This is a genomic window from Pseudomonas sp. NC02 (assembly GCF_002874965.1).
Classification (GTDB): domain Bacteria; phylum Pseudomonadota; class Gammaproteobacteria; order Pseudomonadales; family Pseudomonadaceae; genus Aquipseudomonas.
Genome location: NZ_CP025624.1, coordinates 6033601 through 6055060 on the forward strand (window position 1 = coordinate 6033601; position 21460 = coordinate 6055060).

The following is a 21460-nucleotide window of genomic DNA, read 5'->3' on the forward strand; positions in this document are numbered from 1 at the left end:
GCTCCCACATTGGATTTTCATCGACCGGACTAAATCATCCGGCGCAATACCGCGCAATCTTCAGCATGCCAATCCGCCAGCTCCGGCCACGGGTTTTCCGGCAGATTGACCAGCACAGTATTCGTCCCCGCCGCCCGCCCGCAATCCAGATCAAACCGGTAATCACCGACCATCACCATCTCTTGCGGCGCCACTTCCCACGCTCGCGCCAGCTTCAACAAACCACCCGGGTCAGGCTTGGGCGGCGCATCATCACGCCCCAGCACATCCTCGGCTGCAAAGCAGTCCGCCAGGCCAATCGCCTGCAATGTCACATGGGCCAGCTCCCGCGCATTGCGCGTCAGGATGCCCAGGCGATAACCCCGCCCGGCCAATTCCCGCACCAACTCCACCGCCCCCTCCGCCGCCACCGAACCCAGCGCCAACTCACGCTCATGCGCAAGCAACCACGCATGCTTGGCCGCTGCTTCATCGGCGGGCAACGCCGCCAGGTGCGTAAGAATGTCGTCAGTCGCCGGAATATCAAGGGCCACGCGGATCGCCGCAAAATCATGCACGGCCACCGTCAGGGTGCCATCCATGTCGAACACCCAGTGCTTCACATCACTGAGGCTCATGCCCAGTCCTTGCGATGACGAATCAAGCCTTCCTGGGTGACCGATGCCACCAGTTGCCCGGCGCGGTTGTACACGCTGCCCCGGGAGAACCCACGGGAATTGCCGGCCCATGGGCTGTCCATGGCGTAGAGCAACCAGTCATCGGCACGCAGGTCGGCGTGGAACCACAGCGCGTGGTCGAGGCTGGCGACTTGCATGTCTTTCTGCCACACGGTCTTGCCGTGGGGCAGCAGCGAGGTGGTCAGCAGGCCGAAGTCCGAAGCGTAGGCCAGCAGGTATTTGTGCAGCGCCGGCGAGTCGGCCAGGGCGCCGTCCGCACGAAACCACACGTATTTGACCGGGTCGGACGGCTGCGGGTTGTACGGGTCTTTCTCGGTCACCGGCCTTACTTCGATCGGCTTGGGGCACAGCAGCTTTTCGCGCATGTGCTCGGGAATCAGGTGCGCACGCTGCTGGGTCAGCTCCAGCTCCGACGGCAGGTTCTCCGGGCCGACCACCACGGGCATGGTGGTCTGGTGCTCGAAGCCTTCTTCGTCGTACTGGAACGAAGCGCTGCAGGTGAAGATCGGGTTGCCCTTCTGGATCGCCGTCACCCGGCGCGTGCTGAAACTGCCGCCATCGCGCACCCGGTCAACCGAATACACCACCGGCAACGCCGCATCGCCGGGGCGCAGGAAGTAGCCGTGCAACGAATGCACATGCCGCGTCTCTTCAACGGTCTGGCTGGCCGCCGACAGCGACTGGCCGAGCACCTGGCCGCCGAACAGCTGGCGAAAGCCCAGGTCCTGGCTGCGGCCGCGAAAGAGGTTTTCCTCGATCGGTTCCAGGGTCAGCAGGTCCACCAGATCTTCCAACACTTGGCTCATAGAGCATCTCCTACAACAATCTATTGGGCATTCCGGGCTGCTTATCCGTGCAGCGTGTCCAACCATTGGGCGCGGGTGATGCGATACAACACATGATGCCGCAAGGGGTCATCGGCTGCGACCTTGGGGTGTTCAAAATCTGCCAGGGGATCGTAATGCATACCGATGGCCTGCATGACTTTTTGTGATGGCAGATTGGCTTCAGTGGTAAACGAAACGATTTCGTCCAGCTTCAGCCGGTCGAAACCACAGCGCAGGGCAGTCCAGGCGGCTTCGCTGGCGTAACCCAGGCCCCAGTGTTCCCTGGCCAGGCGCCAGCCGATCTCCACCGCCGGAGTGAACGGGGCCTCGAAGCTCACATTCAGCAAGCCGGTGAGGCCGATGAACTCGCCGCTGTCCTTGCGCTGCAAGGCCCACAGGCCAAAACCGTACTCGGCAAAATGGCCGCGAATACGCCCGATCAGCGCGGCACTTTCCAGGCGGCTCAAGGTGGCCGGGAAATACCGCATCACCTGCGGGTCGGCGCACATGCGCGCAAACTCCGGCAAGTCGGCATCGCTCCATTGGCGCAGCACCAGGCGTGCGCTTTCCAATTGCAGTATCGGCTCCATTGGTCCCCCTCCCTTGCCATGTGCGTGAGTGTAACGCGCTGTTAAGATCCGTCGCTGGTTCCCGTCAGAAATCGCCATGCCCTTGCCATTGATCTACCACGACGACTACAGCCCCGAGTTCCCGGCAGACCACCGCTTCCCCATGGATAAATTCCGCCTGCTGCGTGACCACCTGGTGGAGAGCGGCCTGACACGGGACAGCCAACTGCTGCGCCCGGAACTCTGCCCCGCCGAGATTCTGGCCCTGGCCCATGAACCTGGGTATATCGAACGCTACATGAGCGGCGAGTTGTCGCGCGAAGACCAACGGCGCCTTGGCCTGCCTTGGAGCGAAGCCCTGGCCCGGCGCACCGTGCGCGCGGTGGGCGGCTCGTTGCTAGCCGCCGAGCAGGCCCTGGAGCACGGCCTGGCCTGCCACCTGGCCGGCGGCACCCACCACGCCCACTACGATTACCCGGCGGGTTTCTGCATCTTCAACGACCTGGCCGTGATCAGCCATTACCTGCTGGCCAGCGGGCGGGTCAACCGGGTGCTGATCTTCGACTGCGACGTGCACCAGGGCGACGGCACCGCACGCATCCTCCACGACACCCCGGATGCAATCACCGTGTCCCTGCACTGCGAAAAGAACTTCCCCGCGCGCAAGGCGCAAAGCGACTGGGACATCCCGCTGCCCATGGGCATGGGCGACGCGGACTACCTCAAGGTGGTCGACGATGCCCTCAACTACCTGCTGCCGCTGTATCAGCCCGACCTGGTGCTGTATGACGCCGGCGTGGATGTACACAAGGACGACGCCCTCGGCTACCTCAAGCTGACAGACCAAGGCGTCGCCGCCCGCGATGAAAGCGTGATGCGCCACTGCCTGGGCCGCGATATTCCGGTGGTCGGGGTGATCGGCGGCGGCTACAGCAAAGACCGCCCAGCCCTGGCCCGTCGCCACGGGATCCTGCACCACAGCGCGCAGCGCGTCTGGACGTCATCAGGCTGTCATTGAGTTATGCGCGTTACCCACAATCGCTGTGGAACTGCCTGTGGATAACCTGAGTGAAAGCCCCTGCAGGCCATAAGCCGCCTGGCCTGCAGAAGGCTGTATGTTTTTTGATCAGGCAGCATGAGCATCCTCGGGTAGAATGCTCGGCCTACTTTGCCGAACCGCAGTTATCCCCATGCCCCAGACTCAAACCCCATCTCAACACGTCATCATCATCGGCGGCGGCCCGGCGGGGCTGATGGCCGCCGAAGTGTTGAGCCAGGCCGGGATCCGGGTCGACCTGTACGACGGTATGCCCTCGGTAGGCCGCAAGTTCCTGCTGGCGGGCGTGGGCGGCATGAACATCACCCATTCCGAACCTTACCCGGCGTTTCTGGCGCGCTATGCCGAACGGGCGCCGTGCATGGCGCCGTTGCTGCGTCAGTTCGGTGCCGAAACGTTGTGCGAATGGATACACGGGTTGGGGATTGAAACCTTTATCGGCAGCTCCGGCCGGGTGTTTCCTACTGACATGAAAGCCGCCCCGCTGCTGCGGGCCTGGCTCAAGCGCCTGCGCGACCAGGGCGTAGTTATCCACACCCGCCATCGCTGGCTGGGCTGGAATGCCGATGGCAGCCTGCTTATCCACAGCCCCGAGGGCGACAAAAGCGTACGCGGTGATGCAGTGTTGCTGGCCTTGGGCGGCGGCAGTTGGTCGCGCTTGGGCTCGGATGGGGCGTGGCTGAAGTTGCTGGAAGACAAAGGCGTGCCTTACGCGGCGTTGCAACCGAGCAACTGTGGCTTCGAGGTGTCGGCCTGGAGCGAGTTGATGGTCAGCAAATTCGCCGGGGCACCGCTGAAAAACGTCGCCATTGGCCTGGCAGACGACAAGCCACGGCTGGGGGAATGTGTGGTCACCGCCACGGGCATCGAAGGCAGCCTGATCTATGCGTTGTCGGCACCGATTCGTGAGGCGATCAACCGGGATGGATCGGCCACGGTGCACATTGACCTGTTGCCGAGTAAGCCACTGGACAAGGTGATCGCAGCGCTGAGCAAGCCGCGCGGCTCACGCTCGATGAGCAAGCATTTGCACAGTCAGTTGGGATTGGATGGGGTGAAGGCGGCGCTTTTGCGCGAGCTGTCACCGGCGGAGCACTTCAATGATCCGGCGCAGCTGGCGGTGGATATCAAGGCGCTGCCGCTGACGCTGGTGAAAACCCGGCCAATGGATGAAGCCATCAGTACCGCAGGCGGCGTGCCGTTTGAGGCGCTGGATGAACGCTTGATGATCAAGCAATTGCCGGGCGTTTTTTGCGCAGGCGAGATGCTGGACTGGGAAGCGCCGACGGGCGGGTATTTGCTGACGGGGTGTTTTGCCAGCGGGCAGGCGGCAGGGCGCGGTGTTCTTGAGTGGTTGAGGCCGGCCACCCCGGCATGACCCACTCACCCCATCACCGCCCGGCAGCAAAGTTACCTCTGACTCAACTGGCTGTTAGATCGGGATAGGCACGTTTAAAAGCTGTTACTTGCTTCTGCAGGAAAGCATCCTCTTCAGGCAGTAAAATTTTCAGATTTTCTATATAACCTGAATACGCACTGAAGAGTCTGGAAGGATCGCCGTGTTTCAAATCGTTCCATTCCTGCTTGAAGGCGTAGCTGAGTTTCTGGCCCTCTTCCTGACTGGTATAAAGCATATCCTGTAGATACTTATCCAATGGCGCCCTTATCTCAGGACTGATCGAATAATTAGCCTCATACAACGACATCAACTCTCTGAACGAATGGATTGCCTGCCCATACTCGCCGCGCGCCGCATGGTCTTCAACCCGGGACCTTAATTCGGCCACACGCAACTCTACCTGCTTGAAAGCTTTCTCGTCAGCGGCCTTGCCTTTCTTGATTTCGCCGTCTACAACAACGCCGCCGATAATGCCCGCCGCCGCCAGGACCGGCAAAACAAAAGGTACTAAAAACACAGCCATATCTACATCTCCATCTAAGTTCGTCATTCAGAAATCAGTTTCTGACTCAACCTCAGTGGAAATGAAGCATTTTAAGTTCCAGCACTTAAACACGGCGACAATTACAAAAAATATCCAAATCACAAGCAATAACTCATCAAGGATGACGAGGCACAACTTGACGCGAGCGGAATTGCTCCGCTCACGGTAGTCACTATGCGTTTACTTGATAACCAACAAGCCCTACTTCTTTTTCCGCGGCCCGGTGTTAAACACGGGCACCTTACGCACTGGCTTGATCGAAGGCTCGACCGGCGTCGCCTCCCCGCTGTCCACCCACTTGCCCAGGTTACGCTTGCCACCACCGCCGCCCGAAGCCTTGGGTTTCTTCGGCTTTTTCGGCTTCTTCACCACCTGACCAGTGGCATCGGTATCCGGCACACGGTGCTCCGGTTCGAAGTCCTGCTCCATCTTCCGGGTCAACGTCTGACGGGTCAGCATCTCGATGGCCGACAGCATGTTCACTTCATCGGCGCACACCAGGGAAATCGCCTCACCGGTGTTGCCCGCACGACCGGTACGGCCGATGCGGTGGATGTAGTCCTCGGCCACGATCGGCAGGTCAAAGTTGACCACCAGCGGCAAGTCTTCGATATCCAGGCCACGGGCCGCCACGTCGGTGGCCACCAGGATCTGCACGTCGCTGCTCTTGAAGCGATCCAGCGCACGCTGGCGCGTGGCTTGTGGCTTGTCGCCGTGAATCCCGTCGGCATTGATGCCCAGGCCCTGGAGCTTTTCCACCAGCGCGTCCACACCGTTACGGGTCTTGGCGAACACCAGTACCTGCTTCCAGCGGCCCTTGCGCATCAGGTGCACAAACAGTTCCGCCTTGCGCTTCTTGTCCACCGGCACCACCCATTGCTTGACGGTGTTGGCAGCGACGTTGCGCGGGCTGACTTCGACAGTCAGCGGGTCGTTGAGCATCTGCCCGGCCAACTGGCGGATCTCGTCGGAGAAGGTTGCGGAGAACAGCAAGGTCTGGCGCTTTTTCGGCAGCATGCGGTAGATGTTCGCCAGTTCTTCGGAGAAGCCCAGGTCGAGCATGCGGTCGGCTTCATCCAGCACAAGGGTTTGCAGCTGGTTGAGCTTCAGCGCGTTCTGGCGGAACAGGTCGATCAGGCGGCCAGGGGTGGCGACCAGCACATCAACGCCTTTGCGCAGCTTCATCATCTGCGGGTTGATGCTCACGCCGCCGTACACGGCGTAAGTGGTCAGCGGCACGTTTTGGGCGTACTCGGCAACGCTCGCATGAACCTGCTCGGCCAGTTCGCGGGTCGGGCACAGGATCAGCGCGCGCACCGAGTTGGCGCTGACTTTCGGCCCTTCCATGGTAAGCAGTTGCAGCAGCGGCACGGCGAAACCGGCGGTCTTGCCGGTGCCGGTCTGGGCCGCAGCCATCAGGTCACGGCCTGCCAGCACCGCCGGAATGGCTTGCGCCTGCACCGGCGTCGGGGTCTGGTAGCCAAGCGTCTCAAGGGCGCGCAGCAAGGGTTCGATCAGGCCAAGTGTGGCGAAAGTCATGGAAATACCGTAGGAAAAAGTCAGCGCAAGGTCGCAATGCGCGGCAGTTTACCTTATTTCCGGTTTTGGCTTTCGCCACTGTGGCAGGCTGATCAGCAGCACCGCGCTGATAATCACCAACATTGCCAGGGCTTCTTCCATGCCGATGGTCTCACCGACAAACACAATCCCGAGCAACACCGCCACCGCCGGGTTGACGTAGGCATAGCTGGTGGCCGCCGCCGGGCGTACGTGCTTGAGCAGGTACATATAGGCATTGAAGGCGATGATCGAGCCGAACACGGTCAAGTACGCCAGGGCCAGCCAGCCTTCCAGCGGCGGCATGGCTTGCAGGTGTTCGCCGCTGACGGCACTGAGCAACAGCAGCACGAAACCTGCGATCAGCATCTCCGCCGCACTGGCCATCGCGCCTTGAGGCAGCGGCAAATGCTTGCTCCACACCGAACCAAAGGCCCAGGCCGCCGCCGCAAAGATCAGCAAGGCCGCACCGGTGGGGCTCGATTGCAGGTTGGAGCCCATATTGAGCATGGCGATACCGATAATCCCCAGCACCACCCCGGCCCATTCCAGACGGGTATTACGCGCGCCCCAGAAATAACCACAGAGCAAGGTGAACAACGGCACCGTCGCCACCGCCAACGCGGCCACCCCGGAAGCCACGCCCGTATGTTCGGCCACACTGACCGCACCGTTGCCGAAGGTCAGCAGCAAAATGCCGATCTTCGCGGCAGCCTTCCACTGCACCCACGTCGGCGCCGGCGCCCCGCGCCAGCGCAGGAAGGCATACATCAGCGCACCCGCTGTCATAAAGCGAATCCCCGCCAGCAACAGCGGCGGCCAGTACTCCACACCAATGCGAATCACCAGGTAGGTAGACCCCCAGATCACGTACAACGCAAAAAAGGCGGCGATCAACGGTAAGGGAAAGCGACGTGGGCCAGGCATTGGGCAGCTCTGTGGCAGGACAAGGGAGCGTTATTTTAGAAATCCCCGGCCGTAAACATAAGTTACAAAACCTGTTTAAAGCGCCAGTACACTTTTCAAAACATGGTTATCAAGGCTATAAACCGTGCTTTCGAAAGCTATGCATTCCCGGAGCCTTATCATGGACAAATACGACCGTATGCTTCTCAGCGCCCTGCTGGAAGACGGCCGCGCGTCCTACGCGCAACTGGCGCGCACCGTGAACCTGTCCGCGCCCGCCGTGGCTGAGCGAGTGGCGAAACTGGAAGCCAGTGGTGTGATCACCGGGTATCAGGCCAAGGTCGACCTGTCGAAGGTGGGGTTGCCGATCCAGTGCGTGATTGAGTTGCGGTTGACCAATCATGGGAGCCAGAAGGTTTACGACGCGCTGTCGGAAATTCCCGAGTTGACTGAATGCCATCGGGTGACGGGCGATCCATGCGTGATCATGCAGGCGGCGGTGGGCTCGATGCCGGAGCTGGAGAACCTGATCAATCGGGTGGCGAAATTCGGGTTCAGCAAGACCTCGATCATCTTGTCGAGCGCGATAGAGCGGCGGGTGCCGTTGGGGCAGTTGGAGGGGAATGGGAAGAGTGGCAACTGAACACGCCGCTCTGCAGCTCGTTCCCACGCTCTGCGTGGGAACGCATCCGGTGACGCTCTGCGTCACGACTTGAAGAGCGGACGCAGAGCGTCCAGGGCGGCATTCCCACGCGGAGCGTGGGAACGATCGCCATAGTTGACCGAGTTGCTTGAAACACCCGCGCTCAACTGTGTGTGGCTTGCCTGCGATGACGTCAGTAGCTTCACTGATTCGAAGGTGGTGGTGGATCGGTCGCTGGACTGCTTACAGCCTCGATAACACCGCAAAACTAATGTGGGAGCGGGCTTGCTCGCGAATGCGGTGTGTCAGTCAGCGCATGTGTTTGCTGATACTCCGTATTCGCGAGCAAGCCCGCTCCCACATTTGGATCTTCGTCATGTTGAAGATGGAGTTCTGCTCAAGCGACTTAGAACCCGCGATGCTTCTTCAGATGATCATTGATCTTCGCCGCCGGAACCTTCTGCAAGCTGCACAGCAATTCGTGTGACAACTCCCGCAACCCGTGGGTGCGACGCAGTTCCTCGGCCAGGTGAGCGGTAAGGTTCGCCGCCATCTCCGCGTCCGCCATCGCCCGGTGAGCCTTGCCGGTGTGGGGCAGTTGGGCAAACGAGGTCAGGGTACCCAGCTTGTGGTTCGGCGCCGCCGGCATCAAGCGTCGCGCCAGCAATAGCGAACAGGCAAACTTCTGCAAACGCGTACGCCGGATCAACCCCAGCTCGAAATCCCAGAACTTCTGGTCAAACGCGGCGTTGTGGGCCAGCAGCGGCGTGGTGCCGACAAACTCGTTCACCTCGTTCATCACCCGCTCCGCCGACGGTGCGGTGCGCAGCATGGCGTTGCTGATGCCGGTCAGTTGCTCGATAAACCCCGGCACACGCACGCCGGCGTTCATCAGGCTCTGGTAGCGGTCCACGATCTGGCCCTGCTCCAGGATGACCACGGCGATTTCCGTGGCCCGGCAGCTGCTGCTCGGCTGGATGCCGGTGGTTTCAAAGTCGATGACCGCTATACGTTCCAAACCTGTTCCAACTCCGTCAAAAATCTATTTAAGCAGCAACGCGCCTTCGATCGGCACGTAGCGGCTGGCGGCGCGTATCAATGAGTTGGCCGTCAGCCCCGGCACGCCGTAGGCCACGGCTTCGACGCCGTGCTTGCTGATGATGCGGTCCAGCAGCATGTCGAAATCACCGTCGCCGGAGGCCAGCACCACTTCGTCGACATGGGCGGCGGCGTCCATGATGTCGATGGTGATGCCCACGTCCCAGTCGCCCTTGGCCGAGCCGTCGCTGCGCTGGATGTAAGGCTTGAGCTTCACGGTAAAACCCAGGTTGCGCAGGATCTGCTGGAACTGCTGTTGCTTGCTGTCGCCACGGTCGATGGCATAGGCATACGCCTCGACAATCTGCCCGCGCTGGCTGATATCAGCCCACAGGGCGGCGTAGTTGAAGTGACAGCCGTACGCCTGGCGCACGGTGTAGTAGAGGTTTTGTACATCGGCGAACACGGCTATCTTTTTCACCGCAAATCCTCATGACACGCGCATGGACCCCGGACTCAAGGGCCCGGAAAGGTTGCCAGTATGCCAGCCACAAGGGAGTTTCCGAGAAAAATCAGCCCGGGGCGACGAAGCGCCCCGGTTGAGTGTGGGTCAGACGAAGGAATCGTCGTCGCCAAAGGAGGAGGAGTCGTCGGAATAGTCGTTGTCGGCGAAGCTGTCGGAGGCGTTGTCGCTGCCCCAGCTGTCGTTGCCGGCATATTTCTGGTCGTCGTTGCCCCAGTTGCCGTTGTCGCTGGCCGGGGCCGGCTCTTCGCGGATGATCTCTTCAACCACTTGCGGTTGTTGCGAGTTGTGGCTGAACAGGCTGCTGATGCCTTCTGCCAGCATCACACCACCGGCCACGCCAGCTGCGGTTTTCAGGGCGCCGCCGAGGAAACCGCTGCCAATCGGCGCTGCGGGTGCCTGTTGGGGCTGCTGATAGTTCTGCTGGGGAGCACCGTAGTTCTGCTGCGGCGCAGGTTGCCCGCCAAACGACGGACGCGCCGGTTCACGCCAGCCACCGCCCGACGACGCCGGTGCGCTCTGGGTCGGCTGCGGGTCACGGGAACCGCCGCCGAAAATGCTCGACAGGAAACCGCCACTGCTCGGTGCAGGCTGCGCCGCCTGGGACCTGGCCTGTTGCAGTTGGTCCTGCAACTCCTGGATCTGCTGGGCCTGCTGCTTGTTCTGCGCATCGAGGCTCTTGATCGCGTGCTCTTGCACCAGAATCGACTGGGTCATGTAGTACGCAGCGGCCGGTTGGCGAGTGACGTGTTCCTTGATCCGCGCTTCAGCCTGGGCGTCGCGGGGGGCTGAGTCCGTTTCGGCTTGCTGCAACCGTGAAAACAGTCCGTCGATCAGGGTTTGTTCTTCGCTGTTCATGGCGACCTCGTTAGATTGCCGGTAGAAATCTTCGCCTTGCGCACGATGTGCAAGGTACAACCCAGTTATGGGGCTGTTGCTGATTGTTTCAATGGTCTTTACGCAAGGTTTACGTTTGCTTGCATCTGCTCATGATCGGTTAAAGTAACGCCCTTGCTTTTCGGCCTGTGAAGACCCTGATGAATCCGTTAGACGTATTGCGCGACTCCTTCTTCTTTTTCAAGCGCAACCTGGGCGCCATCGTGCAGTTGTGCCTGCCACTGGTGATCCTCGAAGCCCTGCTGCAACAGGTGCTCGACCACACGCTCGGCCCAGACGCGTTTCCCGGTTACAGCGTGGTGATCGGGCTGCTGGTGTACCCGCTGTACACCGGCGCACTGATCCTGTTCCTCGACGCCCGCACCCGGGGAGAATCGCCGCGCACCCTGGATGTGCTGGCCATGGCCCTGACCCTGTGGCCGCGCTTTGCCCTGCTGACGGCAATCAGCACGCTGCTGATCCTGCTGGGCCTGTCGCTGTATTTCCTGCCCGGCCTGTGGCTGATGGTGGTGCTGGCTTTCGCCGAATACCTGCTGGTGCTGCGGGGCATGTCGGCGCTGTCGGCCATGAAGGAAAGCCTGCGCCTGACCCGTGGGCATTTCTGGCGGATCCTGGTGTGCCTGCTGTGCGTGATGACCCCGCTGTGGTTGCTCAAGGGCGCCAGCGTGGCGGTCTATCCGGACCCGAACCCGCTGCTGGGCCTGCTGATCGACAGCGCACAAAGCTTCCTGCAACTGTTCACCAGCGTGGTGTTGTTCCGCCTGTTCATGTTGATTGGTGGCGACGCCGACGCGCGGTGATATGCTCCGGGCCTGTCCTGCAACGCCATAAGCCGAGCCGATGACCCGACTACTGCGCATTACCTTGCTGGGCCTGCTGATCCTCGCGGCCCTGCTGACCGGCTTGATCTACAGCCTGACCTGGCGCCCTGCCGACAAGGAAACCCTGCCCATCCGCTGCGTCGCGCCCCGTGCGCCGACCCTGCTGCCTGGGCAGGCGCTAAAGGTCATGACCTGGAACGTGCAGTACCTGGCGGGCAAGAACTACGTGTTCTGGTACGACACCCCGGACGGCAGCGGCCCGGACGACCGCCCGACCGTTGAAGACATGGCTTCAAGCCTCGACGAAGTGGCGCGGGTGATCCGCGACGAGCAGCCCGACATCCTGCTGTTGCAGGAAGTCGACGAAGGCGCCAAGCCTTCCAGCTACCAGGACCAACTGGCCTTGCTCCAGGAGCGCCTGGCCGACCTCTACCCGTGCAGCGCCCAGGCCTTTGACTGGAAAGCCGACTTCGTGCCCGACCTGCATATCTTCGGCAGCGTCGGCCGCAAGCTGGTGACCATGAGCCGCTACCAGATCGAACACGCCGAGCGCCTGCAATTGCCGGTGGCACGCGCCAACCTGATCAGCCGTCAGTTCCAGCCCAAGCCCGCGTTATTGCTGACCTACCTGCCGTTGAGCGATGGCGGCCAGTTGGCCGTGCTCAATACTCGCCTGGACGGCGCGGCCCCCGGGCACAACGCCGTGCTGGAACAGGTGCAGGCGACCGTCAAGCTGGTGGATAAATTCGAGAGCCGTGGCACGCCATGGCTGATGGGTGGGGATTTCAACCTGCTGCCGCTGGGACAGTTCCTGCGCCTGGACCCCGGCAAGCGCGGGCAATACTCGCCGGACAGTGAGCTGCACCTGCTGTGGGAAAAGTACCCGATGATCCCGAGCAACAGCCAATCCAGCGGGATTGACCGGGACCAGTGGCTGACGTATTTCCCGAATGACCCAACCGTAGAGGGGCCGGACCGTACGCTGGATTACCTGTTCCACAGCTCGCGCATCAAGAAGGTTGAGAGCAAGGTGCGCCAGAGCGATACGGTGCGTATCGCCAATCATTTGCCGGTGATTGCGCGGTTCCTGTTGCCCGCCGCGCAGTAAGCCACGCGGCAAAACAGTGTGGGAGCTGGCTTGTGTGGGAGCCGGGCTTGCCCGCGATGCAGGCACCTCGGTCTATCCGACAGACCGAGGTGATGCCATCGCAGGCAAGCCAGCTCCCACATTAGATCTGCGATGTACTTACTTTCTCGGCTTGATCCGGGCAGTCGGTTCAGCAATCAACGGATCATCCGGCCAGTAATGCTTCGGATACCGCCCCTTCAAATCCTTCTTCACCTCGGCGTAAGTACTGCGCCAGAAGTTCGCCAGGTCCTGCGTCACCTGCACGGGCCGTCTGGCCGGTGACAACAGGTGCAGCTTGACCACCTGCCGCCCGCCGGCAATCCGTGGGGTGTCCGCCAGCCCGAACAATTCCTGCAAGCGCACCGCCAGAATCGGCGGCTGCTCGCTGTAGTCCAGCCGCACCGACGAGCCCGACGGCACCTTCAGATGGTGCGGCGCCAAGTCGTCCAACCGCGCAGGCAACGGCCACGGCAGCAGGTTATGCAGGAAGCTGGAAATATCCAGACTGGCGAAATGGCTCAGGCGCGACACCTTGCCCAGGTACGGCATCAACCAGTGCTCCAGGCTGGCAAGCAAAGCGCTGTCGCTGACATCCGGCCATTCACTGGCCTTGCCGCTATCCAGACCACGCAGCAGCATCACCCGCGCCTGCCATTGGCGCAGCTCCGGGGTCCAGGGCAGCAATTCCAGGCCTTTGCGCCGCACCAGGTTGACCAGCGCCTGGCTGCGGGCGGACTCGTCGAGGCCGGTCAGCGGTTCGCGGCTGAGCACCAGTTCGCCGACCTTGCGCTGGCGTTCGGCGCGCAGCACGCCCTCGCGTTCGTCCCAATCGAGTTGGTCGACATTGCGCACCTGTTCGGCCAATACCGAGTCGAACAACGCCGGATCAAAATCCGCCGCGAGGTAAATCCGTTCTTCACGCTGGCCCTGGCGGCTGCCCAGATCGGCAATCACCAGCCAGGGTTGTTTCATCAGGCTGTCGGCTTCGGCGAACAACGCGGCACGGCCGTTGGCGAGGCGGTATTCGGCACCGCCCGCCCGCCGTTGCTGGGCGACGCGGTCCGGGTAGGCCAGCGCCAGCAAGGCTCCGAGCCAGCGCGGATGATCGGGATCAGCCACCGGCTGCTCTGCCTTGCCTCTTAAATAGCCACGGTATTGCCGCGCCAGTTGCCGGGCACGCTGCACGCCGCCCTGGGTGCCACGGGCCTTTTCTTCACCGGATAACAGGGCCAGGCGGCTGTGCAAATCCGCACCGGCACCACGCAGGATATCGCGCTCACCCAACAGTGCCGCCACGTCACAGGCCATGCTCGCCAGGCCCAGATCCTGACCACGCAGCAGCAAATGAGCGATTCGCGGGTGCGCCGGCAACCCGGCCATTTTCTGGCCGTGGGCGGTCAGCTTGGTATCGCTCAACGCTCCGAGGCGCTCGAGCAAATCCTGGGCCTGTGCATAAGCCGCGGTGGGCGGAACGTCGAGCCATACCAACTGAGTAGGCGCCACGCCCCAGCGGCCCAATTGCAGGGCCAAACCGGAAAGATCCGCCGAGAGAATTTCCGCACTGGAATACGCCGCCAGCCCTTCATGTTGGTCTTCGGACCACAACCGATAACACACCCCCGGCTCCAGGCGCCCTGCCCGGCCGGCACGCTGGGTGGCGCTGGCGCGGGAGATGCGCTGGGTGTCGAGACGGGTCATGCCGCTGCCCGGGTCGAAACGCGGGACCCGCGCCAACCCGGCGTCGATCACCACGCGCACGCCGTTGATGGTCAGGCTGGTCTCGGCAATGTTGGTGGCCAGCACCACTTTGCGCTTGCCGGCGGGCGCCGGGTCGATGGCGGCGCGCTGGGCGGCCAGGTCCAGTTCGCCGTGCAGCGGGCATAGCAGCACATCGGGGTTATCGCCCAGCGCGTCAGCCAATTGCTGATTAACCCGACGAATCTCGGCCTGCCCCGGCAGGAACACCAGCACGCTGCCGGTTTCATCATGCAGGGCTTCAAGGATGGTCTGCACCAACCGCGGTTCGATAAATTCACCGGGCTGGAATGGCCGGCCCCAGCGCATCTGCACCGGGTACATGCGCCCTTCGCTGCGCAGGATCGGCGCGTCGTCCAGCAACCCGGCCAGGCGTTCGCCTTCCAGGGTGGCGGACATCAGCAGGATCTTCAGTGGCTGCTCGTCGCGAAACAGGTCTCGACCATTGAGACTAAGGGCCAGCGCCAGGTCGGCGTCCAGGCTGCGTTCGTGGAACTCGTCGAAGATCAACAAACCCACGCCGTCGAGTGCCGGGTCATCCTGCAGGCGACGGGTGAGGATGCCTTCGGTGACTACTTCAATACGGGTGTTGGGGCCGACCTTACTGTCCAGGCGAATGCGGTAGCCAACGGTTTCGCCGACCTTTTCCCCCAACTCGCTGGCCAGCCTTTCTGCCGCTGCACGGGCGGCCAGGCGCCGGGGCTCGAGCATCAGGATGGTTTGCCCGGCCAGCCAGGGTTCATTCAACAGCGCCAATGGCACTCGTGTGGTTTTACCGGCGCCGGGCGGTGCTTCGAGCACGGCTTCATGGCGCGTCGCCAGGGCGTCACGCAGGGCGGGTAAAACATCATCGATTGGCAACGAATTCATACTGGCTCCAAAGCAGAGCGGCGAGTATAACGGCGAACTGCCGGGTGTCGGTGGTGGTCTCAACGACACGGCCCCGTCCTGACTGGAATGCGGCCAGCTCCCACACTTGATCATCGTCGCCTTGTAGACTGGCTTATAGTCATTTTCATTATGTTCAAGGAGAGTCCCATGCGTGTTGCTTCCCGTGTCATCGGCGGTGTTCTGGCCGTCACCCTGCTGAGCCAGTTGACGGCCTGCGGCTCGATTTTCTACCCCGACCGCCGGGGCCAGATCGACGGCAAGATCGACCCGGCAATTGCCGTGCTCGATGCGGTCGGCCTGCTGTTCTACGTGATCCCGGGCCTGATCGCCTTTGGTGTCGACTTCGCCACCGGCGCGATCTACTTCGAGCCGGGCAAAACCGCCCAGGTAGCTCCGGAAAAACTCCAGCAAGCCATCGGCGCCGACGGCAAGGTCGACAACGCCAAGCTGCAAACCATCATCCAGAAAGAAACTGGGCATAACCTGCCGCTGGACGACCCGCGCATGATCCAGTTCAAGGGCAGCGTGCAACAACTCGCCACCCTGGGCCTGCAACCCGCCGCTTAAGGACTGACCCGCCCCATGACCACCAGTCCCGAACACGCCCGGCTGTTGCGCCTGGCCACCCGCGCTTCCGTCGGCGTGGCCTGTGTGCTGATTGTGACCAAGGCCATCGCCTGGTGGCTCAGCGGCTCGGTGAGCATGCTCGCCGGGCTGACCGACTCGCTGCTCGACGGCGTCACCTCGCTGCTGAATTTGCTGGCCGTGCACTATGCGTTGCGCCCGGCGGATGACGATCACCGGTATGGCCATGGCAAGGCGGAATCCCTGTCGGGCATGGCCCAGGCGTTGTTCATCGCCGGCAGTGCGGTGTTGATCGCCTTCCAGGCGTTCCAGCGTTTGCAGCATCCGGAACCTGTGGGCGCGCCATGGCTGAGTATTGGCGTGATCGTTCTGTCCCTGGCGTTGACGGCGGCGCTGCTGATCCTGCAATACCGGGTGATCCGCGAAACCGGCTCCAACGCCATCCGCGCCGACTCGCTGCACTATCGCTCAGACATGATGCTCAACGGCAGCATCCTGGTGGCGCTGGTGCTGGCGGCGTTTGGTTTTCATCAGGTGGACGCCTGGTTCGGCCTGGGCATCGCGGCCTACATTTTGTGGAGCGCCATCCAGATCGCCCGGGAAAGTTTTTCGGTGCTGATGGACGAGGAACTGCCGCCGGATGTCAGCCAGCACATGCTGGAACTGGCCTGCAGTGTGCCCGGTGTACTCGGTGCACATGACTTGCGCACGCGGATTTCCGGCAGCCACTGGTTTGTGCAGTTGCACCTGGAGTTACCGGGGGAATTGAGTCTGTCGGTGGCCCATGGCATCAGCGACCAGGCCGCCGATGCCATCCACAACGCCTACCCGCGAGCCGAAGTGCTGGTGCACGCCGACCCGCAGGAAGTGGTCAAGGGCGCGAAGGCCTAGTACTGCACCTGATAGCCGCGACTGCTCAGGCAGTTGCCCTGGGCCTGGCGGTAGGTTTGCACCACGGCCGGGTCGGGGGCGTAGGTGACGGTCCTTGGGTCAAAGCCACTTTGCTGCACCGCCCAGCGATAGCAGTCGTAACCGTCCTGCTGGACCTGCGCCGGTGACTGGCCGTTGGCCGGGTAAGCCACCACGTCATAACCATTGCCCTGGGGCACGGGTTGCGGCGCTGGCGCGGCGGGTGGCGGCTGCACCACAACGTACTGCTGGCTGCTTTCTTCGTAGGTGTAATAGGCACCGGCGGCGAGGAAGAACAGCGCACTGCCCACCCACACTTCCCGGGCGTAATCCGGCAGGTACTGCACGCGGATCCCGTAAGGCGGCGTCACTACAACGTAGCGCGGGCCTTGCGGGCGATACCAGTAGCCACCCGAGAAGAAGTAGTCCTGCCCGCGATACGGCACGCGGTAATTGCGGTCGGGGAAGCGATCGACGATATAACCCGGACGGTATTGCGGGCCGGGCCCCCAGCCATTGCCGTGCCCGTCGGGGCGACCTGGCCAGCGGTGATCGTTAGGGTGGTTATTGCCACCGCCGTTACCGCCGTTGAAACCGGGACGACCCGGGCCACCATTGCCGGCTTGCCAATGCTGGTTGCCGTCGTTGCGACGCGGAATGTCCTGGTAATTGCCGGGGCGCGGTTCCTGGGTCTGGCGCACGGTGTCCGGGCGCCCCTGGATCGGCAGGTTATTGGCTGGCTGGGGCGCCGGGTGCGGCGGTTGCTGCTGTTGGTTGCCCTGAGGACGACCTTGCCACTGGCCACCCCCGTTCGGGCGCTCGACATTCTGGTTCTGCGGCCGTGGCTGATTGTTTTCGAAATGCTGATTCTGCGGACGCGGCTGATTGTTCTCGGGCCGAGGGGCTACAGGGCGCGGTTGACTATTTTGTGGTCGCGGTTGGTTGTTCTGCGGCCGAGGCTGATTATTGCCTGGATGCCCTTCCGGGCCTCTTTCATGCTGACCACCGCCTTCCTGGCGTGGCGGGTCGTCGGCCATCACTTGCGCACCAACGCTCATCATCAGCAAACCAACACCTGCCAAACGCCAGATGCGCTTCATGCTATTCCTCACTGCGGATTAGGGCCTACACGTAAGACTGGAAAACCGGGGCCCGGTTCTGCGAGAGGTTATCAGTCACGAGAACTATTTTCGCAGGCAATAAAAAGGGGCGACCCGTCGGTCGCCCCTTGAGAACTTCGTCCTGGCTCAACGCTTTTGACGTTGGCTCACCTCACGCCGTCTTGTGGACAGTGTGCAGCCCGGGGGCCGGGGCAACCCTGTGGGGTTGGCGGCCGCAGCCGGCCTTATTGGCGGGCTGCAGTGGACTGTATGTCCGGGCAGTGATTCTGTTGATAACTCTACGCCTCGGCCTCGGGCAGATGATTGCGAAGATTGCGTCAATAAACAGTGCTTGCGCAATTTTTAACCCTGGATAGATAATTCACCGCAATAGTTACGACAAAGGCCAGCCCCATGAGCAAACTTGACCGATACGACCTGAGTATTTTGGCGGAATTGCAGCGCGACGCGAGGATCTCCAACCAGGAGTTGGCCGAGCGCATCGGCCTGTCGCCTTCGCCGTGCTCACGCCGGGTCAAGCAACTCGAAGACGACGGCTACATCGCCCGCCAGGTCGCCTTGCTCGACCGCAAGATGCTCGGCCTGAGTCTCACGGCCTACGTGCTGATCGGCATGGACCGACACACCCCCGAACGTTTCGAGAACTTCGAAGCGGCCATCCGCACCTTGCCGCAAGTACTCGAGTGCAGCCTGGTGACCGGGATGGACGCCGACTACCAGCTGAAAGTGGTGGTGCCAGACATGGATCACTACCAGAAGCTGCTGCTGGGCCACCTGACGCGCATCGAAGGCGTCACCAGCGTGCGCTCAAGCTTTGTGCTGAACCAGGTGCTCAACAGCACCGAGCTGCCGCTGACCCACCTGCGCACTTAAGACCAGCGCGGAACAAATGTGGGAGCGGGCTTGCTCGCGAATGCGGTGTGCCAGGCACCGAATGTGCTGACTGATCCACCGCATTCGCGAGCAAGCCCGCTCCCACATTTTGACTGTGTTCCCGCAGGGTGGTAAGTCTGCGGCAGACCGACGCAGGTCAATGTCGCGCCGATTGCCCTGGCGTATAATCGGCGCCCTGCCCCAGCCGGAAACGACCCGATGAACTCGATTGATCCCGCCGTGTTTGAAGAATGGATGATGACCGGCCTGGTCAGCATCCTGATCATTTTCATGGGCTTTATCGTCTGGGACCTGGCGAAGAAATCCAAGGCCGGGCGCTTTGGCTCGATGATCCTGTTCTTCGTGCTGGGCCTGGGCGTTGCCGCGTTCATCATCAAGAGCGTGGTGATCGGCCTGATCGAGTCCGGCGCCTTATAAGCGCGCCGGCACTTCTTTCCATTGGCCTTGGTCCAGGCCGTCGATTGACCAGTCACCAATCCGCACCCGCACCAGACGCAACGTCGGCAAGCCTACGGCGGCCGTCATGCGCCGCACCTGGCGGTTACGCCCTTCACGAATCACCAGCTCCAGCCAATGGGTCGGCACGCTTTTGCGAAACCGCACCGGCGGGTTACGTGGCCACAGTTGTGGCTCGTCCAGTTGCCGGGCTTCGGCGGGCAGGGTCATGCCGTCATTGAGCTCCACACCGTCGCGCAGGCGTTGCAGCTGTTCCTCGCTCGGTTCGCCTTCCACCTGCACCCAATAGGTTTTCGCCAGCTTGTGCTTGGGGTCCGCGATGCGCGCCTGCAATTGGCCGTCGTTGGTCAGCAGCAACAGGCCTTCACTGTCACGGTCCAGGCGCCCGGCCGGGTAAATGCCGGGGATGTCGATGAAATCCTTGAGGGTCGCCCGCCCGCCTTCATCGCTGAATTGGGTCAGCACATCGAAGGGTTTATTGAACAGGATCAACTTGGGATCGGCCGGTGGCGCCTTGGCGACACGACGCGGGGCTGACGAGGTTTGCGGACTTTTCACACCGGGGCGGCGGGAAACAGGACGGGCAGGACGGGACATGGCAAAGGAACATCTAACGGTCAGGACCGACAATGCTAGTGGCCTGACCGTTAAATAACCATCCCAACCGTTTAGCGGAACGGCGGCTCGTCGAAGCTGCGCAGTTTGCGCGAGTGCAGCGAGTTAAGTTCGGTGCGCAATAGATCCACCGCCTCGATGCCGATCTTCAAGTGCTGGCTGACCGCACGCTCATAGAACGCGTTGGCCGATCCCGGCAGCTTGATCTCGCTGTGCAGCGGTTTATCCGACACACACAGCAACGTGCCGTACGGCACCCGCAGGCGGTAGCCCTGGGCGGCGATGGTGCCGCTTTCCATGTCCACGGCCACGGCGCGGGACAGGTTGATCAGCGGCCGTTCCTGGGCCCAGCGCAGCTCCCAGTTGCGGTCGTCGTAGGTCAGCACGGTGCCGGTGCGCAGGCGCTTTTTCAGCTCTTCGCCTTTCTCGCCGGTGACGTTGGCGGCGGCTTGCTGCAAGGCCATCTGCACTTCGGCCAGGGCCGGGATCGGAATGTTCGGCGGCACTACCCGGTCGAGAATCCCGTCGCGACGCATGTAGGCGTGAGCCAGCACGTAGTCACCGATGGTCTGGGATTGGCGCAGCCCGCCGCAGTGACCAATCATCAGCCAGCAATGCGGACGCAATACGGCGAGGTGGTCGGTGATGTTCTTGGCATTGGACGGGCCGACGCCGATGTTCACCAGGGTCACACCATGGCCGTCGCTGGCCTGCAAGTGGTAGGCCGGCATCTGATAACGGTGCCAGACCACGCCGGCAGCAATGGCAGACGCTTCGCCGTGGTCCATGCTCTTGTCGATGATCACATTGCCCGGCAGCACCATGCGGATAAAGCGCGGGTCGCTGCGCAACTGTTCCAGGCCATGCACGATGAACTGGTCAACGTAGCGGTGGTAGTTGGTCAGCAAAATCCACGGCTGCACATGGCGCCAGTCGCTGCCGGTGTAGTGCACCAGGCGGCGCAGGGAGAAGTCGACGCGGGCGGCATCGAACAACGCCAATGGCAGCGGGTCGGTGTTTTCCCAGTCGTACAGCCCGTCGGCGATGCCATCGGTGGCGGCAGACAGGTCGGTACTCGGGAACACCCGCGCCAGCGTGGCGGCAGTCACACCGGAGCCGGCCAGTTCGTCACCCTGCTCCACCACGTACGGGTAGGGAATGTTCTGCTGGCTGACGCCCACTTCCACCGTCACGGTGAAGTCGTGCATCAACGGCACCAGTTGCTCCAGCAGGTATTTGCGGAAGGCCGACGGATGGGTGACGGTGACGCTGTAGGTCCCCGGCAACTGAACCTTGGCATACGCCCGGGTGGTCTGTGGGACTTCGCCCTGCACCAGGTAGGTCAGGCGCAGTTCCGGGTAGCGAAACATCGCACGTTGTTCAGCGTCGGGTTCGACGCGGTCTTTGAGGTAGCGCTTGAGGGCTTGATTGAGCGCGCCAGTGGCACGCTCATGGAGAGCCGCCAGCCGATCCACGGCTTCTTCGGCGGTTTGAACGACAACAAAAGCTTCGGTCACGGTAAGCATCCTGTGTTCTGACTTGCAGGCCTTCATCTTGCCTGTATCCCTGGCGCACTGGAACACCGGAATTGGAATGCGATCAATAATGTGGGAGCGGCGGTGCGACGATTCGACTTGCTCGCGAATG

Annotated in this window: 22 protein-coding genes; 9 read left to right on the forward strand and 13 right to left on the reverse strand. The window is 62.1% G+C overall.

Annotated elements, in window-relative coordinates; genetic code table 11:
• Positions 1–29 precede the first annotated feature (29 nt).
• The 3 genes from C0058_RS28335 to C0058_RS28345 are packed head-to-tail and all read right to left on the reverse strand — an operon-like array spanning position 30 to position 2094.
• Positions 30–617, reverse strand: a complete 588-nt coding sequence (locus tag C0058_RS28335) for an HAD family hydrolase (RefSeq protein WP_102369953.1) — start codon at positions 615–617, stop codon at positions 30–32.
• A complete protein-coding gene (gene tesB / locus C0058_RS28340; RefSeq protein WP_010174840.1) occupies positions 614–1483 on the reverse strand; it encodes an acyl-CoA thioesterase II in 870 nt (289 codons plus the stop codon). Before tesB ends, C0058_RS28335 begins: the two co-directional genes overlap by 4 nt.
• Positions 1484–1524: 41 nt before the next feature.
• Positions 1525–2094 carry a GNAT family N-acetyltransferase gene (locus C0058_RS28345; protein ID WP_003215518.1) on the reverse strand — a complete coding sequence of 190 codons (570 nt, stop codon included), beginning with the start codon at positions 2092–2094 and terminating at the stop codon, positions 1525–1527.
• Between the two features lie 76 nt (positions 2095–2170).
• Between C0058_RS28345 and C0058_RS28350 the strand changes: the two genes are divergently transcribed.
• Both C0058_RS28350 and C0058_RS28355 read left to right on the forward strand, forming a co-directional pair.
• Entirely contained in the window at positions 2171–3091 is a 921-nt protein-coding gene (locus C0058_RS28350; RefSeq protein ID WP_008436610.1) for a histone deacetylase, read from the forward strand.
• A 172-nt stretch (positions 3092–3263) separates the two neighbouring features.
• On the forward strand, positions 3264–4508 hold the full coding sequence (locus C0058_RS28355) for a TIGR03862 family flavoprotein (RefSeq protein ID WP_102369954.1): 1245 nt from the start codon (positions 3264–3266) through the stop codon (positions 4506–4508).
• A 43-nt stretch (positions 4509–4551) separates the two neighbouring features.
• On the opposite strand, the gene C0058_RS28360 is transcribed toward C0058_RS28355, so the two are convergent.
• The 3 genes from C0058_RS28360 to yedA form a co-directional block, all read right to left on the reverse strand.
• Positions 4552–5079: a hypothetical protein gene (locus C0058_RS28360; RefSeq protein ID WP_238544249.1), complete on the reverse strand. Its 528-nt coding sequence runs from the start codon at positions 5077–5079 to the stop codon at positions 4552–4554.
• A 195-nt stretch (positions 5080–5274) separates the two neighbouring features.
• A complete protein-coding gene (locus tag C0058_RS28365) occupies positions 5275–6612 on the reverse strand; it encodes a DEAD/DEAH box helicase (protein WP_003215511.1) in 1338 nt (445 codons plus the stop codon).
• A gap of 48 nt (positions 6613–6660) precedes the next feature.
• Positions 6661–7557: a drug/metabolite exporter YedA gene (yedA, locus tag C0058_RS28370; protein ID WP_087693559.1), complete on the reverse strand. Its 897-nt coding sequence runs from the start codon at positions 7555–7557 to the stop codon at positions 6661–6663.
• A gap of 160 nt (positions 7558–7717) precedes the next feature.
• Between yedA and C0058_RS28375 the strand changes: the two genes are divergently transcribed.
• Positions 7718–8179: an Lrp/AsnC family transcriptional regulator gene (locus C0058_RS28375; RefSeq protein WP_003215506.1), complete on the forward strand. Its 462-nt coding sequence runs from the start codon at positions 7718–7720 to the stop codon at positions 8177–8179.
• 406 nt (positions 8180–8585) lie between these two features.
• On the opposite strand, the gene C0058_RS28385 is transcribed toward C0058_RS28375, so the two are convergent.
• From C0058_RS28385 to C0058_RS28395, 3 genes are all read right to left on the reverse strand, one after another.
• Positions 8586–9197 (reverse strand): PolC-type DNA polymerase III, encoded by a 612-nt coding sequence (locus C0058_RS28385; protein WP_003215504.1) that lies wholly within the window; start codon positions 9195–9197, stop codon positions 8586–8588.
• Positions 9198–9221: 24 nt separating this feature from the next.
• Positions 9222–9698, reverse strand: a complete 477-nt coding sequence (locus C0058_RS28390) for an NYN domain-containing protein (protein ID WP_003215502.1) — start codon at positions 9696–9698, stop codon at positions 9222–9224.
• A 129-nt stretch (positions 9699–9827) separates the two neighbouring features.
• Positions 9828–10598: a DUF2076 domain-containing protein gene (locus C0058_RS28395; RefSeq protein ID WP_008436594.1), complete on the reverse strand. Its 771-nt coding sequence runs from the start codon at positions 10596–10598 to the stop codon at positions 9828–9830.
• A gap of 179 nt (positions 10599–10777) precedes the next feature.
• Between C0058_RS28395 and C0058_RS28400 the strand changes: the two genes are divergently transcribed.
• Complete coding sequence (locus tag C0058_RS28400; protein WP_003215498.1) at positions 10778–11437, forward strand: YciC family protein; 660 nt, start codon at positions 10778–10780, stop codon at positions 11435–11437.
• A gap of 40 nt (positions 11438–11477) precedes the next feature.
• Complete coding sequence (locus tag C0058_RS28405) at positions 11478–12566, forward strand: endonuclease/exonuclease/phosphatase family protein (protein WP_102369956.1); 1089 nt, start codon at positions 11478–11480, stop codon at positions 12564–12566.
• Between the two features lie 138 nt (positions 12567–12704).
• On the opposite strand, the gene hrpB is transcribed toward C0058_RS28405, so the two are convergent.
• Positions 12705–15212: an ATP-dependent helicase HrpB gene (hrpB, locus tag C0058_RS28410; protein WP_102369957.1), complete on the reverse strand. Its 2508-nt coding sequence runs from the start codon at positions 15210–15212 to the stop codon at positions 12705–12707.
• A gap of 168 nt (positions 15213–15380) precedes the next feature.
• On the opposite strand from hrpB, the gene C0058_RS28415 reads away from it, so the two are divergent.
• The gene (locus tag C0058_RS28415) at positions 15381–15800 is read left to right on the forward strand and encodes a hypothetical protein (RefSeq protein WP_017476229.1); all 420 of its coding nucleotides are present in this window, start codon (positions 15381–15383) and stop codon (positions 15798–15800) included.
• A 15-nt stretch (positions 15801–15815) separates the two neighbouring features.
• Positions 15816–16709, forward strand: a complete 894-nt coding sequence (locus C0058_RS28420) for a cation diffusion facilitator family transporter (protein ID WP_087693591.1) — start codon at positions 15816–15818, stop codon at positions 16707–16709.
• Here C0058_RS28420 and C0058_RS28425 read toward each other — a convergent pair.
• Positions 16706–17827, reverse strand: a complete 1122-nt coding sequence (locus C0058_RS28425) for a DUF6515 family protein (protein ID WP_102369958.1) — start codon at positions 17825–17827, stop codon at positions 16706–16708. The two genes, C0058_RS28420 and C0058_RS28425, sit on opposite strands and share 4 nt — an antisense overlap.
• A gap of 414 nt (positions 17828–18241) precedes the next feature.
• Between C0058_RS28425 and C0058_RS28430 the strand changes: the two genes are divergently transcribed.
• Positions 18242–18721 carry an Lrp/AsnC family transcriptional regulator gene (locus C0058_RS28430; RefSeq protein ID WP_003194418.1) on the forward strand — a complete coding sequence of 160 codons (480 nt, stop codon included), beginning with the start codon at positions 18242–18244 and terminating at the stop codon, positions 18719–18721.
• 228 nt (positions 18722–18949) lie between these two features.
• On the forward strand, positions 18950–19159 hold the full coding sequence (locus C0058_RS28435; RefSeq protein ID WP_026077819.1) for a DUF2788 domain-containing protein: 210 nt from the start codon (positions 18950–18952) through the stop codon (positions 19157–19159).
• Here the strand turns inward: C0058_RS28435 and C0058_RS28440 are convergent.
• On the reverse strand, positions 19154–19795 hold the full coding sequence (locus C0058_RS28440) for a pseudouridine synthase (RefSeq protein WP_102369959.1): 642 nt from the start codon (positions 19793–19795) through the stop codon (positions 19154–19156). The genes C0058_RS28435 and C0058_RS28440 overlap by 6 nt on opposite strands.
• A gap of 71 nt (positions 19796–19866) precedes the next feature.
• Complete coding sequence (gene amn / locus C0058_RS28445) at positions 19867–21366, reverse strand: AMP nucleosidase (RefSeq protein ID WP_172834544.1); 1500 nt, start codon at positions 21364–21366, stop codon at positions 19867–19869.
• Positions 21367–21460 lie beyond the last annotated feature (94 nt).

What these genes read in the sequence shown, in the direction of transcription:
- amn (WP_172834544.1), bottom strand. Translation starts at nt 21,366, where the DNA reads ATGAAGGCCTGCAAGTCAGAACACAGGATGCTTACCGTGACCGAAGCT.
- C0058_RS28440 (WP_102369959.1), bottom strand. Translation starts at nt 19,795, where the DNA reads ATGTCCCGTCCTGCCCGTCCTGTTTCCCGCCGCCCCGGTGTGAAAAGT.
- C0058_RS28400 (WP_003215498.1), top strand. Translation starts at nt 10,778, where the DNA reads ATGAATCCGTTAGACGTATTGCGCGACTCCTTCTTCTTTTTCAAGCGC.
- C0058_RS28375 (WP_003215506.1), top strand. Translation starts at nt 7,718, where the DNA reads ATGGACAAATACGACCGTATGCTTCTCAGCGCCCTGCTGGAAGACGGC.
- C0058_RS28415 (WP_017476229.1), top strand. Translation starts at nt 15,381, where the DNA reads ATGCGTGTTGCTTCCCGTGTCATCGGCGGTGTTCTGGCCGTCACCCTG.
- C0058_RS28405 (WP_102369956.1), top strand. Translation starts at nt 11,478, where the DNA reads ATGACCCGACTACTGCGCATTACCTTGCTGGGCCTGCTGATCCTCGCG.
- C0058_RS28355 (WP_102369954.1), top strand. Translation starts at nt 3,264, where the DNA reads ATGCCCCAGACTCAAACCCCATCTCAACACGTCATCATCATCGGCGGC.
- C0058_RS28350 (WP_008436610.1), top strand. Translation starts at nt 2,171, where the DNA reads ATGCCCTTGCCATTGATCTACCACGACGACTACAGCCCCGAGTTCCCG.
- C0058_RS28430 (WP_003194418.1), top strand. Translation starts at nt 18,242, where the DNA reads ATGAGCAAACTTGACCGATACGACCTGAGTATTTTGGCGGAATTGCAG.
- hrpB (WP_102369957.1), bottom strand. Translation starts at nt 15,212, where the DNA reads ATGAATTCGTTGCCAATCGATGATGTTTTACCCGCCCTGCGTGACGCC.
- tesB (WP_010174840.1), bottom strand. Translation starts at nt 1,483, where the DNA reads ATGAGCCAAGTGTTGGAAGATCTGGTGGACCTGCTGACCCTGGAACCG.
- C0058_RS28395 (WP_008436594.1), bottom strand. Translation starts at nt 10,598, where the DNA reads ATGAACAGCGAAGAACAAACCCTGATCGACGGACTGTTTTCACGGTTG.
- C0058_RS28420 (WP_087693591.1), top strand. Translation starts at nt 15,816, where the DNA reads ATGACCACCAGTCCCGAACACGCCCGGCTGTTGCGCCTGGCCACCCGC.
- C0058_RS28425 (WP_102369958.1), bottom strand. Translation starts at nt 17,827, where the DNA reads ATGAAGCGCATCTGGCGTTTGGCAGGTGTTGGTTTGCTGATGATGAGC.
- C0058_RS28335 (WP_102369953.1), bottom strand. Translation starts at nt 617, where the DNA reads ATGAGCCTCAGTGATGTGAAGCACTGGGTGTTCGACATGGATGGCACC.
- C0058_RS28360 (WP_238544249.1), bottom strand. Translation starts at nt 5,079, where the DNA reads ATGACGAACTTAGATGGAGATGTAGATATGGCTGTGTTTTTAGTACCT.
- C0058_RS28365 (WP_003215511.1), bottom strand. Translation starts at nt 6,612, where the DNA reads ATGACTTTCGCCACACTTGGCCTGATCGAACCCTTGCTGCGCGCCCTT.
- C0058_RS28345 (WP_003215518.1), bottom strand. Translation starts at nt 2,094, where the DNA reads ATGGAGCCGATACTGCAATTGGAAAGCGCACGCCTGGTGCTGCGCCAA.
- yedA (WP_087693559.1), bottom strand. Translation starts at nt 7,557, where the DNA reads ATGCCTGGCCCACGTCGCTTTCCCTTACCGTTGATCGCCGCCTTTTTT.